Raw genomic sequence first — 13530 nt, 5'->3', positions numbered from 1 at the left:
ACTTTGGGGAGGGTTGATCGGGGGACGGCGGGCTCGGTGTCGCTCGGTGAACGGCGGGTACTGCTGGAACATGAGCGAAGCGCCGGAAACGGCTCGTACGGCGAAGCGGCTGTTGCGGGTGGCGGGACGGACCTACGCCGACGAGGCCGGGATCAGACTCGCCGACACGCCGTCGTCGCTCTACCGGTTGCTGGTGCTGTCGGTGCTGTTGTCGGCCCGGATCAGGTCCGGCATCGCCGTCGCCGCGGCGCGGGAGCTTTTCGCGGCGGGCTGCCGGACGCCGCGGCGAATGCTCGACGCGTCGTGGCAGGACCGGGTGGACGCGCTGGGGCGGGGGCACTACGTGCGTTACGACGAGAGCACCGCCACGACGCTGGGCAAGGGCGCGGAGTTCCTCACGGAGGAGTACCGCTCGGACCTGCGCCGGATGGCGAAGCGCGCGGACGGCGACGTGGCCGCGCTGCGGAGACTGCTGTGCGAGGTGCCCGGCATCGGGGCGGTGGGCGCCGACATCTTCTGCCGTGAGGTGCAGGACGTGTGGCCGTGGGTGCGCCCGTACCTCGACCGGAAGGCGAGGAAGGGGGCCGAACGCGTCGGTCTGCCCGGTGACGTCGACTCCCTCGCCTCACTGGTGAAGGATGCAGACCTCGGCCGGTTCGCGGCCGCTCTCGTGCGCGTGAGCCTCGACGCCGCGTTGGCGAAGGAGGTCACCGGTTGACCGCCGGAACCACGGAGGCGTTCGGGCCGTCCACTTGTCGTGAGCGACTCCGGATACTTCCCGCCCCCACCGTCACCGCCGTCACCGCCACCGTCGGCCACGCCGTCGGGCTATCCGGTGCCGCCCGGGTACCGGCTCGTGCCGGCGCGGCCCGGCCTCGGGACGACGCACTGGTTGCACCTCGCCACGTTCGCCACCGGGCTGGCCGCGCTGTTCCTCGGTTTCGCTCCGGCGGCGGAGTCCGCAGCCGGTGTCAGCGAGGACTACTTCGGCGCCGTCTACTCCGTGTCGATCTACGAGGGCGGCGCCGGGCTGACACCGGCACTGTTGTTCACTGCGGGGTTCGTGGCCCTGCTCAGCGTGCTGCCGGGCGGCAGGGAACGAACGGGGCCCGGCCCGGTCGTGCCCGCGCTCAGCGTCGGGGTGACCCTGGAAATGCTGTTCAGCACCTTCACGATGCCCGCGGAACAGGAAGCCGCGGTCGGCTGGATCATGGTGATGGTGCTCTGCGTGCTCCAGTCCGTCATCGCGCTCGTCGCCTACTTCATCGGGCGGTCCGTTCCCGAAAGCCGGTGACGGGAGTCGCTCTCAGCGGGTCGCCGACCGCAGGTGAGCGCTGATCGGCACCACGAGCGGGGTTCCCGCCACCGGGTCCGGCAGGATCGTGGCGTCCAGGCCGAACACCTCGGACAGCAGTTCCTCGGTGAGCAGTTCGGTGGGAGGGCCCTGAGCCACCACCCGGCCGTCCTTCATGGCCACGAGTGTGTCGGCGTAGCGGGCGGCGAGGTTCAGGTCGTGCAACACCATCGCCACCGTGGTGCCCCGCTCCGTGTGCAGTCGGTGGACGAGGTCGAGCACGTCGACCTGGTGTGCCAGGTCGAGGTAGGTGATCGGTTCGTCGAGCAGGAGCAGCGACGTGTCCTGGGCGAGCGTCATGGAGATCCACGCGCGTTGCCGCTGCCCGCCCGAGAGCTGATCGACGACGCGGTCGGCATAGGTGTCCATTCCGGTGAGCCGCAGGGCCCTCGACACGGCTTCCTCGTCGTCCGCCGACCACTGCCGGTGCCAGCTCTGGTGCGGGTGCCTGCCACGGGACACGAGGTCGGCCACGGTCAGGCCCTCGGGAGCGGTCGGTGACTGCGGCAGCAGGCCGACGACGCGCGCGACCTCGCGGGTCGGTTGCCGGTCTATGCGTTTGCCGTCGAGCAGCACGGCTCCACCCTGTGGGCGCAGCAGGCGACCCAGTGCGCGCAGCAGTGTCGACTTGCCGCAGCCGTTGGGGCCGATGATCACCGTGATCGCCCCGTCGGCGACGTCGAGATCGAGCCCGTCGACGACGAGTCGTTCGCCGTAGCCGAGCCGAATTCCCTCGGCGCGCAGTCTCGCCTCGGTCATGCCCGCACCTTTCGCATCGTCTTTCGTTGCCGTCCGCCTCGTGGAATCACGGAGTGGGCTCATCCGCGCCGCGTCCGTACGAGCAGGTAGAGCAGATACGGCGCGCCGAGGATCGCGGTCAGCACCCCGACCGGAAGGCTCGCCGAGACCAGCCGCACGACGAGGTCGGCGCTCACCACGAGCGTTGCTCCCAGCACCAGGGAACCCACCAGGGGCGGTTGCGCGGTGCGGGCGAGGCGCAGCGCGATCTGCGGCGTCGCGAGGGCGACGAACGCGATGGGCCCCGCCGTCGCGGTGGCCACGGCGGCCAGCGCGGTGGCGAGCAGCAACATCGTTCCGCGGGCCGCGTCCACCCGGATGCCCAGCCCGCGCGCGGTGTCGTCGCCGAACTGGAGGCCGCCGAGCGTGTGAGCGCCCACCAGCGCGGTGACCACGAGCACGGTGAGCGCGATCGAAACCCCGCCGATCTGCTCCCAGCCGGCGTCGGCGAGGTTGCCCACGAGCCACACGGTGGCTCGGGTGGCGTCGTCCACGTCGCCCACGGTCAAGAGCCAGTAGACGAGGTTGTAGAAGACGGCCGACAGCCCGATGCCCACGAGCACCATGCGGTAGCCGTCGATGCCGCGTCGCCACGACAGCGCGTACAACGCCACCCCGGCGACGAGGCCACCCACGAGAGCGGCGAGGGGGACACCGAGTTCGGCGACGAGACCGCTCACCTGCCCGCGAGTCCCTCCGAGGACGATCACCGCCACCGCCCCGGCCCCGGCACCCCACGTGACGCCGAGGATGTCGGGACTGGCCAGCGGGTTGCGGGCGATCGACTGGAAGAGCGCTCCTGCGAGGCCGAACGCCGCGCCCACGAGGGCACCGGCCAGCGTGCGGGGCAGCCGCAGGTCGAAGACGATGCCGTTCTCCCGCCGGTCCCCTCCGCCCGCGAGTGTGCGCAGCACGTCCAGCACGTCGATCTGCGCGCTGCCGAGCGCGATGTTCAGCGAGGACACGGCCAGCAGCACACCCACGCCGACGAGCGGCACCGCCACCACCCGGGGGCGGAAGGTCAAGGACAGGCGTCCGACCGCCAGCACCTTCCTGCCGGGCACCGCCTCGACGTCGCGTACGAGGTTCACAGCCTGCTGAGCCCCCTTGCGCGCACCAGCCGGATGAACACCGGCGCGCCGATGACGGCGCACATGATGCCGACCTCCAGGCTGTCGTCGGACACGAGCCGGCCACCGACGTCTGCGAGCAACAACAGGACGGCGCCCAGCAGCCCGGCGACCGGGACGAGCCTGCGGTAGTCGGGGCCGGTGAGAACACGCGCCACGTGCGGCACGATGAGCCCCACGAAGGCGATGGGCCCGCACGCGGCCACGGCGGCACCCACCAGCAGCGTGATGGCGGCGATCCCCAGTGCCCTCGTCCGGGCGGTGCTGCGTCCCAGCGCGGTGGCGACGTCGTCCCCGAGCGCGAGCGTGTTCAGGCCGGGCGTGTTGACCAGTGCCAACACGAGCCCGACAGCCAAAAACGGCAGCACCTGCCAGACGACGTCGTAGTTCCTGCCCGCCAGTGAGCCGACCTGCCAGAACCGGAAGACCTCCATGCCCTGACGGTTGCCGAGCACGAGCGCGGCCGTGAGCCCGGACAGCAGGGCGCTCACGGCCGCGCCCGCCAACGCCAGCGTGACCGGTGCCGAACCACGACCGCCGGTGTTGCCGAAGAGGAAGACCACGGAGGCGGCCACCAGCGCACCGGCGAAGCCGAACCAGACGAACCCGGTCAGTGAGCCGACACCGAACACCGTGAGGGCGCACACGATGCCGAACGCCGCACCCTGGTTGACGCCCAGGAGACCGGGATCGGCGATCGGGTTGCGCGTGTGCCCCTGCATGAGCGCCCCGCCGATCCCGAGCGCCACCCCGGCGAGGACCCCGAGAATCGTTCGAGGGCCGCGCAGAGACCGCACGATGATGTCGTGTTCACTCCCGGTGGGCTGGGTCAGGGCACGCCAGACGTCCCCGACGGGCACCGGGTGCGCCCCGTAGGCGAGGCTGAGCAGCGCCGCGACGCACAGGGCGGCCACGAGCGCGGCGAACGTGTACCCGTACCGCGCCCGGGAGCGGCCGGAGCCGTCGGCGTGGGGGGACGACGGTGCCGTGGCGCTCGCGGGTCGTACCCGCGAGGGCGGCGGTGTCGGGGCCATATCCAGTCCCTCGTCATCGACATCACCGGACCCTTTTGTCATGGGGCCCCGTGGATTACAGTCCCGATGTTACTTAGGGGAGCCTAACCGAAGGTGAAGGGTGATCATGATCCGCCTGTTCCGACCGCGGAGTAGCTCGACCAGGGTGGCCTCGTTGGCCGTGTTGGGCGTGGTCGCGCTCGCTGCCTGTTCTCCGGCCAACGAGGAACCCGCCGAGGGTGGGGGAGGCGAGAACGGCAACGGCTTCCCGCGCACCGTAGCGCATGCCATGGGCGAGACCGTGATCGAGGAACGGCCCGAAACGGTCGCCGCGCTCGACTCCAGTTACGTCGACGCGGCGTTGGCGTTGGAGACCAGGGTCGTCGCGTACACGAGCTACCCGACGTCGGACACTCCGCCGGAGTACCTCGGTGACGACGTGCGGTACCTGTCGGACGCCCGCGTCGTGGGGGAGCTGGCGAACCCGGACGTGGAGGCACTGTACGACGTGGCGCCCGACCTCGTGGTCTCCGCGAGGGTGCGCCACGAAGGTATCTACAGTGAACTGTCCAATGTGGCTCCTACTGTGTTCAGTGAGACCACGGGAGCGACGTGGAAGGACAACATCCGGCTCCTCGCGAAGGCACTCGGCAAGGAGGAGCTCGCCGAACGCAAGATCTCGGACTACGAGCGGAGGGCCGAGGCCATCGGCAAGGCCATCAAGGCCAAGGAGGGTGAGCTGCCCACCTACTCGCTCGTGCGGTTCGTGGAAGGCGAACCGACCGTGCGGCTCTACACGGCGGAGTCCTTCCCCGGCATCGTCGCGTCGGACGTCGGGCTGCGCAGGCCGAAGGGACAACCGAGCGGTGAGTCCGGGATCGCCGTCGAGCTGAGCCAGGAGCAGATCGGGCAGCTCGACGCCGACCACATCTGGGTGTCCAGCTACGTGGACGACACCCAGCAGGCGGAGAACCCGAAGGCCGCGTTCGAGTCGAACCCCCTGTGGGGCAAGCTCTCCGGAGAGGTCAGCGAGGTCAGCGACGAGACCTGGTACGTGTCGGTGAGCCTGCAGGGTGCCCACGCGATGCTCGACGACATCGCCGAGCAGTTCGGGGTCGACCCCGCGCGAGACTAGGCGGTGTTTCACGCCTCCCACGTACCGACTGCGCGGCGAGGACTCACGGAACACACGCCTCGGTGGGCGCGATCACTTCGACCGTGCGCCGACGACGAGGACGACGGTGTGGCCGTCCTCGTGCCTGTGCATCGTGACGTAGTCGCACACCTGGTGCACGATCCAGAGCCCCAGGCCACCGTCGGCCCGGCTGCGCTGGGCGGGAGCGAGCCCTGCGAGCGGGTCGTCCGGGCCGTCGCCCGCGTCGGTCACCGTCGTCACCACCCGGTGTGGCTCCGCCCACAGGCGCAGCCACACCGGTGGTTGCCCGTGGTGCACGGCGTTGGTGACCGACTCGCTCACGGCGAGCACCAGTTCGCCGATGCGGGCCTCGCCGAGTCCTGCCTGTTCGCCGACGCGGTGCGCGGCGTCACGGGCCTGCTCCGGGTGCGGCGTCCGCAGTTCCACTGTCGGGGCGCAGTGGGGGAGAGCGACCTCGGTCGGGTCCGGCACGTGCGTTTCGAGGAACACGAGCGGGTCGGTGAAGGCGGTGCTCGACGTATGGTTCCCGCCGGGCAGTGCGAGCCACGGATGTGTGCGCAGGACGTCGTCGAGCACGGGCCTCGGTGTCGTGCGGGCGTCGTACGTGCACAGACTCCACAGCGGCAGGTCGTCGAACAGGTGGTTCACGGCGGCCTCGTAGCGAGCCCAAGGCCCCCACGGCGTGACGTGGCCGGGGTTGTCGAGCTCGCCGACCAGGTGTACCTGCCTGGCTCCCCGCTGGGTGTGGTGGGACACCACGTCGCGGTAGTGCTTCACCGCCGTCGCGGGGTTCGCGTACACGGTGGCCGTGTCGAGGAAGGTCACCGAACCCGCGTCCACGAAGGCCCTGCGCAGGAGCCTGGCCTTCGCCGGGGGCAGGCAGGCGATGGTCGGCTCTCCCGCGTCGATCCCCCGCCGGAGGAACGGAATCAGCACCGACAGGAATTCTTCGTCGGAGCCGTAGACGGCCGCCTCATGGAAATGGACGCCCTGGCCTGATGTCACTTCCAGCCTCATAGTGGCGGGACCCCGCACTGCACACGGCGCATCATAGGTGGGAGCCACGGGAACGGCCACTGCCCGCCCCGCCGGAACCAAGAAATGTCCACTGTGGAGTTACCTCCTTCCGTGGGAGTGTCGGGGGCCACGATCGGGCGGTTTCGCCGAACGATGCGCCGGCCCGGGTCCGTCGGCCTACCATGAGGGCTCGGACCGTCCGGTGTGAGAGCTGTGGGAGCGGGACAGGGGAGGCCGTCGTGAGCGGCGAGGGCGAACTGGTCGCTGGGCGGTACCGGTTGTCGGACCGGGTGGGCCGGGGCGGCATGGGCGTCGTGTGGCGAGCCCACGACGAGCGACTCGATCGGGTGGTCGCCGTCAAGGAGTTGCGCACCGACCACGGTGACGACGACACGGCCCACGAGGCGGCACTCGAGCGGGCCATGAGGGAGGGCCGGGTCGCGGCGCGGCTGCGGCATCCCCACGCGGTCACCGTGCACGACGTGGTGACTCACGGCCACACCCCCTTTCTCGTCATGGAGTTCCTTCCTTCCCGAAGTCTGTCCGCGCTCGTCGCCGACCGAGGGCCGTTGCCCGCCGAGGAGGTCGCCGTGCTCGGCGCGCAGGTGGCGTCGGCACTCGCCGCGGCGCACGCGGAGGGCATCGTGCACCGCGATGTGAAACCGGGAAACGTGCTGGTCACCGACGACGGGACCACCAAGATCGCCGACTTCGGAATCTCCCGGGCCGACGGCGAGGGCACGATCACGGACCGTGGCGTCATCGCGGGAACACCTGCCTACCTGTCGCCCGAAGCCGCCGACAGCGGACGGGTGGGCCCGCCGTCGGACGTCTTCTCGCTCGGCGCGACGTTGTATTTCGCGATTGAGGGTGTTCCCCCGTTCGGGGACACGGGAAACACGATCGCGTTGCTTGTGCGGATCGCGCATGCGCAACCCGCGCCGCCTCGCAACGCCGGCCCGCTGGCCGAGCTGCTGCTGGCGATGTTGCGGCGTGATCCGGACGAACGGCCGACCATGCGGCAGGTGCGCGAGTTGCTCACAGCGGTGGCCGAAGGGCGCAGCGCGAGCGTGCCGAGAGCGCATCCCCGCACCCGGTTGCTCCCGGTGGGTGCCGCGAGACGGCTGCCGAGACGCGCTGCCGTCACCGGACTCGTGGCGGGGGCGCTGGTGGCGGTGGGCATGGCGCTCGGGGCGGCGCTCAACACCGATCGTTCACTCGGGGAAGCGGCGGCGCAGCCTGCCGCGTCGAAGTGCGAGGCGGAACTGCGGGTGACCAACCGCTGGCCGGGCGGTTACCAGGGTGAGGTGGTCGTGAAGCCCGGCAGCGGGGGCGTCGTCGGCTGGGAGGTGCGCTGGTCCTTGCCCGAGGGGCACAGGGTCAGCGACGTCTGGAACGGGACACCGACCCGGCTGGGCGACGACCTTCGGGTGCGAGACGCGGGCTGGAACGCCGCGGTGCGTCAGGGCTCCGCCACGGCGTTCGGTTTCGTTGCCAGTACCTCCCCGGAAGCCGACTCGGTGGACGAGGTCGGTGGGTCGCTGGCCTGTGTGCCCGGCTGAGCCGCCTTCCTGCTCCGCGGCAGTACGCGGTCCAGGTGGTAGTGCAGCACCGCCATCGCCGCCTCGGCGCTGCGCTGGCCCACGAGGACGCTCGTGCCGAGGCCGTGTTCGAGGGTCACCAACCGCGCGGCCTCGGTCTCCGGATCCGCGCCCGGTGCGAGCTCGCCTCGTTCCTCTGCTGTGCGCAGCGCCTCGGCGAGGTGACGTTCGAGGCGGTCCGGGCCGGAGACGAACGGACGGCGCGCGAGTTCGGGATCGGTCATCGCGAGGACGGCGTAGGAGGTCCAGACGAGGTGGAACAACCGGCTGTCCTCGTCGGTGGGCAGTGCCTCGGCGAGGAACCGCTCGACGTGGTCGCGGGTCGACGGCTGGGCCGACAGCGCGGACAACCGGGCGTTCCATCGCTCGTGACTGCGTTGTTCGAGGTGTTCGAGCGTCGCGTGCAGCAGTTGGGCCTTCGTGTCGAAGTAGTACTGCACCAGCCGAAGTGACATCCCGGCTTCGGCCGCGACCGCTCGCATGGTGACGGCGGCCAGGCCCTCGCGGCCGGCGACGCGGAGCAACGCGCCGATGATCTGCGCCTTGCGTTCACCATGGTCGACTTTTCTCGGCACCGGACCCCTCCTTTATGATACAAGTGTATATGATACGTGCGTATCAGAATGGTGGTCGCTGATGCTCGTACTCCTCCTGGCGTGCGTGGTGCAGTTCCTCGTGGTGCTCGACGTCTCGATCGTCAACGTGGCACTGCCCTCGATGGAGACGGCACTCGGCCTCGACCAGGAGGGCGCGCAGTGGGTCGTCAACGCCTACGCACTCGTGTTCGCCGGACTGTTGCTCCTCGGTGGCCGCCTGGCCGATCTCCTCGGGTTGCGGCGGGTGTTCCTCGCGGGGCTCGTCACGTTCACCGCGGCGAGCCTGCTCGGCGGTACGGCCACCGATGCCGCGACGGTCATCGCCGCGCGAGCCGGGCAGGGACTCGGCGCCGCGGTGCTCGCTCCCGCCACGGTGACCATGCTCACCACCACCGTCCCGGAGGGGCCACGCCGTCATCGCGCGCTCGCGGCCTGGACCGCTGTCGGACTGGCGGGCGGCACCACGGGCAATCTCGTCGGCGGCCTGTTGACCGAGTACCTGTCCTGGCGGTGGGTACTGCTCGGCAACGTGCCCGTCGGCCTGGTCGCGGCGGTGTTGGCCGTGCGAGCGCTGCCTGCCGGTGACACGGTGCGACGGCGCCCCGTCGACCTACCCGGAGCGGTGCTCGCCACCACAGGACTGCTGGCGCTGACGTTCGGCGTCGTCCGCTCGGGCACGCACGGCTGGGACTCACCGACCACGCTCGTCGCGCTGGCCTGCGGGCTCGGCGCCCTCACCGCGTTCGTCGTGGTCGAACGGAGGTTCGCGCGGGTTCCGTTGCTACCACCGACCCTGTTCGGGGTCCGTTCCGTCGTGCGCGGCAACATCGTGCTTCTGCTCGCGGGGGCGTGCCTCAACCCGATGTGGTACTTCCTGACGTTCGCCATGCAGAACGTGCTGGGGTTCGGCCCGTTGCTCACGGGGCTCGGGTTCCTGCCGCACACGGTGCTCACCATCGTGGTGGGGGTCTGGCTGACCCCGCGGCTGATGCGCAGGGTCGAGCCCCGCACCCTCGTGGTGGCGGGCGCCGCCGTGGCGGCGGCGGGGTTCGCGTGGCAGAGCGGACTCGATGCCGACTCCGCCTACCTGCCGGGCGTTCTGGGGCCCGCAGTGCTCATCTCGCTCGGTGGCGGACTACTCAACACACCGATCACCGTCCTCGCCACCAGCGGAGTCGCCGAGGAGGACGCGGGTGCGGCGTCAGGGCTGCTCAACACCACGAAGCAGGTCGGCGGAGCGGTGGGGCTGGCCGCGCTCGTCGCGATGGTGAATCCCGTCGTGGACGGCGGAGGGGCCACGGCTTCCGCGGACGGGTACGGACTCGCCTTCCTGATCATGGCGGCGTTGTTGGTCTCCACCGCACTCTGTGCCATGTTGCTGCCCCGCTCGCTCACGACTCCGGTCCCCGACGCGATCCCCGGCCGCGTAACCGGTGATCGGCGTGGGTAGCCACCGCGGGTGAGCGAGACCGGAAAGGACACACACCCCGCAGCGCTGGACGACGAGGAGTTCCCACGGGTGGTGATCGGCCTACTGTGCGATCCGGGACTGCCGAGCGATGTGGTGAGCACGTTGGTCGACGACCTCGAGGGGGAGTTGAAGGAAAACGTCAGCGACAAGGTCGCGTGGGAGGTGCGCATGCGCACCGAGTCCCTGCTCCTCGACGAGGACGGGCGGGTGCCCCTTCTGCGTCTCGCGGAGATCGTGCGGCCGAGGTACGGGTGGGACCTCGTGGTGTGCGTCACCGACCTGCCGAGGCAACTGAGCAGCACCCCGGTGGTGGCCGACATCAGCGTCCGCCACGGGATCGCGCTCGCCTCACTGCCCGCGCTCGGGATCGTGGGAGTGCGGCGGCGGCTCCGGGACACCCTGCTCTACCTCGCGGGCGAACTCGGACGGGGCCTTGTGGGCGGTCGCGCCGGGCGGGAACGTCACCGGGCGGGCGGGAGGTTCACACCGGTCACCTGGGTGGACAACCCGGACGCCGAGATCGAGGTGAGTCTCGCGCTCGTGGGGTGGCGGGGACGGCTGCGACTGCTGGGCGGCATGGTGCGGGACAACAAACCGTGGCGACTCGTGCCCGGGCTGTCCACGGCGCTCGCCGCGGGTTTCGCCGCCGCGGCGTTCGGCATCTTCTACAGCAGCATCTGGTCACTCGCCGACGCTCTGAGCATCAGACGGCTCACCCTCATCAGTCTGCTCGCGATCGCCGCGATGGTGGCGTGGTTGATCGCGTACAACCGACTGTGGGAACCCTCCGGAGGGTCGAGGACGAAGACCGTCCTCTACAACCTGGCTTCGGTGGTGTCGTTGACCATCGGGGTTGCGTCGTCGTATCTGGTGCTGTTCGTGGTGACGTTCGCGGGCGCGTTCACGGTGATCGAGAGCGGGTACCTGGCGCGTTCGCTGGGGCATCCGGTGGGCTTGGGCGACTACCTCACCCTGGCATGGTTGGCCAGTTCCATGGGCACGTTCGCGGGCGCGCTCGGGTCCAGTCTGGAGAATGAGGAAGCGGTGTACCGGGCCGCCTACAGCAGGCGGGAACGGGAGCGGCGCCGCCGCTCGCGTGAGGCGCGCGAGGCGGAGGAGGAGCACGAATCCGGTGGCACGTGAGCCGTGGCACGACGACGCGGCGAGGTGGAACGCCCGCTATGCGCACCAGCCTCCGACGTTCGAGCCGCATCCTCTCGTGGCGGAGGCGCTCGCGGCGGGGATCCCGGACGGTCCGGTGCTGGACCTGGCGTGCGGCCGGTCGGGCAGTGCGTTGGCGCTGGCCGAACGGGGCCGCCGGGTCCTCGCGGTGGACGTGTCCGACGTGGCGTTGCACCAACTTCGAGCCGAGGCTCGCCGGAGGGGGCTCGGCGACCGCGTGTGGTGCGTGCAGGCGGACCTCCGCACGTTCGTCCCCGCCCCCAGGACGTTCACTTTGGTGCTCGCGACGCTGTTCTGGGACGCCACGACGTTCCGTGCCGCCCGCGAGGCCGTGGCGCCGGGCGGACTACTGGGCTGGGAGGCACTCGCTGCGACGGCGGGTGTCGGCTCGACGCGGTTCCGGGTGCGGCCGGGCGAGCTCTCCGCCGCGCTGGACGAGCGTTGGGAGGTGCTGGCGGAGGACACCGGCGAAGGGGCTTCCGGGCCGCGACAGCGCGAGACCTGCCGGGTGCTCGCGCGTGCGGCCCGGGAGTGAGCGCGGAGCGTGTCAGGCGTCGATGGCCTTGCGCTCCGGTGTGGCGGCCACGGCGATCTTGCGCGGCTTCGCCTGCTCGGCGACCGGGATGCGCAGAGTCAGTACACCCGCGTCGCAGTGGGCGCTGATGTTCTCGTTGTCGAGGGAGTCGCCGAGGAACAACTGCCGACTGAACACACCTCGCGGCCGCTCGGTGACAAGCATGTCGGCGTCGTCACCGTGGTCTGGCTTCCGCTCGGCGCGCACCGTGAGGACGTTGCGCTCGACGCCGAGGTCGATCGACTCGGGAGCGACGCCGGGAAGGTCGAACTGCACGACGAACTCGTCGCCCGCCCGGTAGGCGTCCATGGGCATCGCGGAGGGGCGGGTGTCGGTGCCGTTCAGGCCGAAGAGTTGTGCCAGCCGGTCGAATTCCCGGAACGGGTCCGTGCGCATCAGCATCGTGGTCATACCTCCTTTCCGATGTTCGACGGATCGACACTGTCGCGCACCGTGTCAGGTGGTACAACTTTTTTGTACTCTGCGGTGCAGGTTCTGTCAAGCAGTCAATGATGACTAGCTGAGTCCACAGAGTGCAGGAAGCGCGTCACGTCAGGGTGTTGCCGCCGTTCACCGCGATGCGCTGCCCGGTGACGAAGCGCGCGCGGTCGGAGGCGAGGTAGGCGACCGCCTCCGCCACGTCCTCGGGGCTGCCGAGCTGCCCCAGCGGCACGCCGCTCGCGTAGTCCGCCTTCTCCTCGTCCGACGAGTCGGCGTGCCGGTCGGTGGGAATCCAGCCCGGCGCCACGAGGTTCACCGTGATGCCGTGCGGGCCGAGTTCGCGTGCCCAGGACCGGGTCAGTCCCAGTTGCGCACCCTTGGCCGACACGTAGGCACTCGACGACGGCACACCCAACTCCACCACCTCGGAGCCGATGTTGACGATGCGGCCCCAGCCCCGGCGCCGCATCGCGGGAACCACCCGCTGTGCCAACAGCAGCGGGCTCTTCACGAAGAACTCCAGTTGGTCGAGCATGTCGCGCCAGCTCAGTTCCTCCAACCCCAGAAGCGGCTGAGGTCCCGTCGCGTTGAGTACCAGGACGTCGATCCGCCCGAACTGCGCGAGCACCGCTCGGTACAGCGCGTCGACCTCACCCTCGTCGGTCACGTCCGCGCGGAAGACCTCCGCCCGGCCGCCGGAGTCGGTGATCTGCTCACGCAGCCGGTCGGCCGCGGCTTTGTCCCGGGCGAAGTTGACGGCCACGGCGAACCCGTCGCGGGCCAGCGCGCTGCTGATCGCGGCGCCGAGTCCCCGCGAGGCTCCGGTCACGAGCGCCACCCGAGTGCCGTCCCCAGCGTCGTCGATGTGCACGATGGTCTCCCGTCTCCAGTCGCGGCGAGGTGATCGCCACGCTAGCGGGTTCCGGGCGTCCCAGGGGTGCGGATCGTGGTGAAGTCAGGGATCGCCCCCGATGCGCGCTTCGCCGGTCCGCTCGACACTGGGGACATGGCAACCACCGCTGTCGTGACCCGTTCTCGAGACAACCGAATGATCGCCGGTGTCTGCGCAGGCATCGCACGCCGTTACGGGTGGAAGACCCGTAACGTACGGCTGGCGTTCATCGCGTCGTGCGTGCTGCCGGGGCCGCAGTTCCTGCTGTACCTGGTGTTGTGGGCGGTGCTGCCCGAGGCGTGAGG

15 protein-coding genes are annotated in these 13530 nt (G+C 70.3%); 8 read left to right on the top strand and 7 right to left on the bottom strand.

Annotated features, from left to right (window positions below; translation table 11 throughout):
- Positions 1-70: 70 nt before the first annotated feature.
- Together SACCYDRAFT_RS18835 and SACCYDRAFT_RS18830 are read left to right on the top strand one after the other, a co-directional pair.
- Positions 71-718 carry a hypothetical protein gene (locus tag SACCYDRAFT_RS18835; RefSeq protein WP_005458620.1) on the top strand — a complete coding sequence of 216 codons (648 nt, stop codon included), beginning with the start codon at positions 71-73 and terminating at the stop codon, positions 716-718.
- 39 nt (positions 719-757) lie between these two features.
- A complete protein-coding gene (locus SACCYDRAFT_RS18830; RefSeq protein ID WP_198284940.1) occupies positions 758-1294 on the top strand; it encodes a DUF5336 domain-containing protein in 537 nt (178 codons plus the stop codon).
- A gap of 12 nt (positions 1295-1306) precedes the next feature.
- Here the strand turns inward: SACCYDRAFT_RS18830 and SACCYDRAFT_RS18825 are convergent, their stop codons facing one another.
- The 3 genes from SACCYDRAFT_RS18825 to SACCYDRAFT_RS18815 are packed head-to-tail and all read right to left on the bottom strand — an operon-like array spanning position 1307 to position 4316.
- Positions 1307-2113, bottom strand: a complete 807-nt coding sequence (locus SACCYDRAFT_RS18825; RefSeq protein WP_005458618.1) for an ABC transporter ATP-binding protein — start codon at positions 2111-2113, stop codon at positions 1307-1309.
- A gap of 59 nt (positions 2114-2172) precedes the next feature.
- Positions 2173-3243, bottom strand: a complete 1071-nt coding sequence (locus SACCYDRAFT_RS18820) for a FecCD family ABC transporter permease (protein ID WP_005458617.1) — start codon at positions 3241-3243, stop codon at positions 2173-2175.
- Entirely contained in the window at positions 3240-4316 is a 1077-nt protein-coding gene (locus SACCYDRAFT_RS18815; protein ID WP_005458616.1) for a FecCD family ABC transporter permease, read from the bottom strand. The genes SACCYDRAFT_RS18820 and SACCYDRAFT_RS18815 overlap by 4 nt, the downstream gene beginning before the upstream one ends.
- Positions 4317-4422: 106 nt before the next feature.
- On the opposite strand from SACCYDRAFT_RS18815, the gene SACCYDRAFT_RS18810 reads away from it, so the two are divergent.
- Positions 4423-5430, top strand: coding sequence for an ABC transporter substrate-binding protein (locus SACCYDRAFT_RS18810; RefSeq protein WP_005458615.1), 1008 nt, complete (start codon positions 4423-4425; stop codon positions 5428-5430).
- Between the two features lie 72 nt (positions 5431-5502).
- On the opposite strand, the gene SACCYDRAFT_RS18805 is transcribed toward SACCYDRAFT_RS18810, so the two are convergent.
- Positions 5503-6468 (bottom strand): sensor histidine kinase, encoded by a 966-nt coding sequence (locus SACCYDRAFT_RS18805; protein WP_043536668.1) that lies wholly within the window; start codon positions 6466-6468, stop codon positions 5503-5505.
- Between the two features lie 239 nt (positions 6469-6707).
- Between SACCYDRAFT_RS18805 and SACCYDRAFT_RS18800 the strand changes: the two genes are divergently transcribed.
- The gene (locus SACCYDRAFT_RS18800; RefSeq protein ID WP_005458612.1) at positions 6708-8030 is read left to right on the top strand and encodes a serine/threonine-protein kinase; all 1323 of its coding nucleotides are present in this window, start codon (positions 6708-6710) and stop codon (positions 8028-8030) included.
- On the opposite strand, the gene SACCYDRAFT_RS18795 is transcribed toward SACCYDRAFT_RS18800, so the two are convergent.
- Complete coding sequence (locus SACCYDRAFT_RS18795) at positions 7931-8644, bottom strand: TetR/AcrR family transcriptional regulator (RefSeq protein WP_005458611.1); 714 nt, start codon at positions 8642-8644, stop codon at positions 7931-7933. The genes SACCYDRAFT_RS18800 and SACCYDRAFT_RS18795 overlap by 100 nt on opposite strands.
- A gap of 61 nt (positions 8645-8705) precedes the next feature.
- On the opposite strand from SACCYDRAFT_RS18795, the gene SACCYDRAFT_RS18790 reads away from it, so the two are divergent.
- Genes SACCYDRAFT_RS18790 through SACCYDRAFT_RS18780 form a run of 3 tightly spaced genes read left to right on the top strand, consistent with a single transcriptional unit; the run spans position 8706 to position 11853 of the window.
- On the top strand, positions 8706-10115 hold the full coding sequence (locus tag SACCYDRAFT_RS18790) for an MFS transporter (protein WP_005458609.1): 1410 nt from the start codon (positions 8706-8708) through the stop codon (positions 10113-10115).
- Positions 10116-10124: 9 nt separating this feature from the next.
- The gene (locus SACCYDRAFT_RS18785; RefSeq protein WP_043536667.1) at positions 10125-11279 is read left to right on the top strand and encodes a hypothetical protein; all 1155 of its coding nucleotides are present in this window, start codon (positions 10125-10127) and stop codon (positions 11277-11279) included.
- Positions 11269-11853 (top strand): class I SAM-dependent DNA methyltransferase, encoded by a 585-nt coding sequence (locus SACCYDRAFT_RS18780; protein WP_005458606.1) that lies wholly within the window; start codon positions 11269-11271, stop codon positions 11851-11853. Before SACCYDRAFT_RS18785 ends, SACCYDRAFT_RS18780 begins: the two co-directional genes overlap by 11 nt.
- 12 nt (positions 11854-11865) lie before the next feature.
- Here SACCYDRAFT_RS18780 and SACCYDRAFT_RS18775 read toward each other — a convergent pair whose 3' ends face one another.
- The gene (locus SACCYDRAFT_RS18775; RefSeq protein ID WP_005458603.1) at positions 11866-12294 is read right to left on the bottom strand and encodes an Hsp20/alpha crystallin family protein; all 429 of its coding nucleotides are present in this window, start codon (positions 12292-12294) and stop codon (positions 11866-11868) included.
- A gap of 145 nt (positions 12295-12439) precedes the next feature.
- Complete coding sequence (locus tag SACCYDRAFT_RS18770) at positions 12440-13204, bottom strand: SDR family NAD(P)-dependent oxidoreductase (RefSeq protein WP_005458602.1); 765 nt, start codon at positions 13202-13204, stop codon at positions 12440-12442.
- A gap of 135 nt (positions 13205-13339) precedes the next feature.
- On the opposite strand from SACCYDRAFT_RS18770, the gene SACCYDRAFT_RS18765 reads away from it, so the two are divergent.
- Positions 13340-13528: a PspC domain-containing protein gene (locus SACCYDRAFT_RS18765; RefSeq protein WP_005458601.1), complete on the top strand. Its 189-nt coding sequence runs from the start codon at positions 13340-13342 to the stop codon at positions 13526-13528.
- Positions 13529-13530 lie beyond the last annotated feature (2 nt).

It is taken from the genome of Saccharomonospora cyanea NA-134 (assembly GCF_000244975.1).
GTDB classification, from domain to species: Bacteria; Actinomycetota; Actinomycetes; order Mycobacteriales; family Pseudonocardiaceae; genus Saccharomonospora; species Saccharomonospora cyanea.
This window is presented reverse-complemented; position numbering and strand designations above follow the sequence as displayed.

What these genes read in the sequence shown, in the direction of transcription:
- SACCYDRAFT_RS18790 (WP_005458609.1), top strand. Translation starts at nt 8,706, where the DNA reads ATGCTCGTACTCCTCCTGGCGTGCGTGGTGCAGTTCCTCGTGGTGCTC.
- SACCYDRAFT_RS18765 (WP_005458601.1), top strand. Translation starts at nt 13,340, where the DNA reads ATGGCAACCACCGCTGTCGTGACCCGTTCTCGAGACAACCGAATGATC.
- SACCYDRAFT_RS18835 (WP_005458620.1), top strand. Translation starts at nt 71, where the DNA reads ATGAGCGAAGCGCCGGAAACGGCTCGTACGGCGAAGCGGCTGTTGCGG.
- SACCYDRAFT_RS18805 (WP_043536668.1), bottom strand. Translation starts at nt 6,468, where the DNA reads ATGAGGCTGGAAGTGACATCAGGCCAGGGCGTCCATTTCCATGAGGCG.
- SACCYDRAFT_RS18825 (WP_005458618.1), bottom strand. Translation starts at nt 2,113, where the DNA reads ATGACCGAGGCGAGACTGCGCGCCGAGGGAATTCGGCTCGGCTACGGC.
- SACCYDRAFT_RS18810 (WP_005458615.1), top strand. Translation starts at nt 4,423, where the DNA reads ATGATCCGCCTGTTCCGACCGCGGAGTAGCTCGACCAGGGTGGCCTCG.
- SACCYDRAFT_RS18775 (WP_005458603.1), bottom strand. Translation starts at nt 12,294, where the DNA reads ATGCTGATGCGCACGGACCCGTTCCGGGAATTCGACCGGCTGGCACAA.
- SACCYDRAFT_RS18815 (WP_005458616.1), bottom strand. Translation starts at nt 4,316, where the DNA reads ATGGCCCCGACACCGCCGCCCTCGCGGGTACGACCCGCGAGCGCCACG.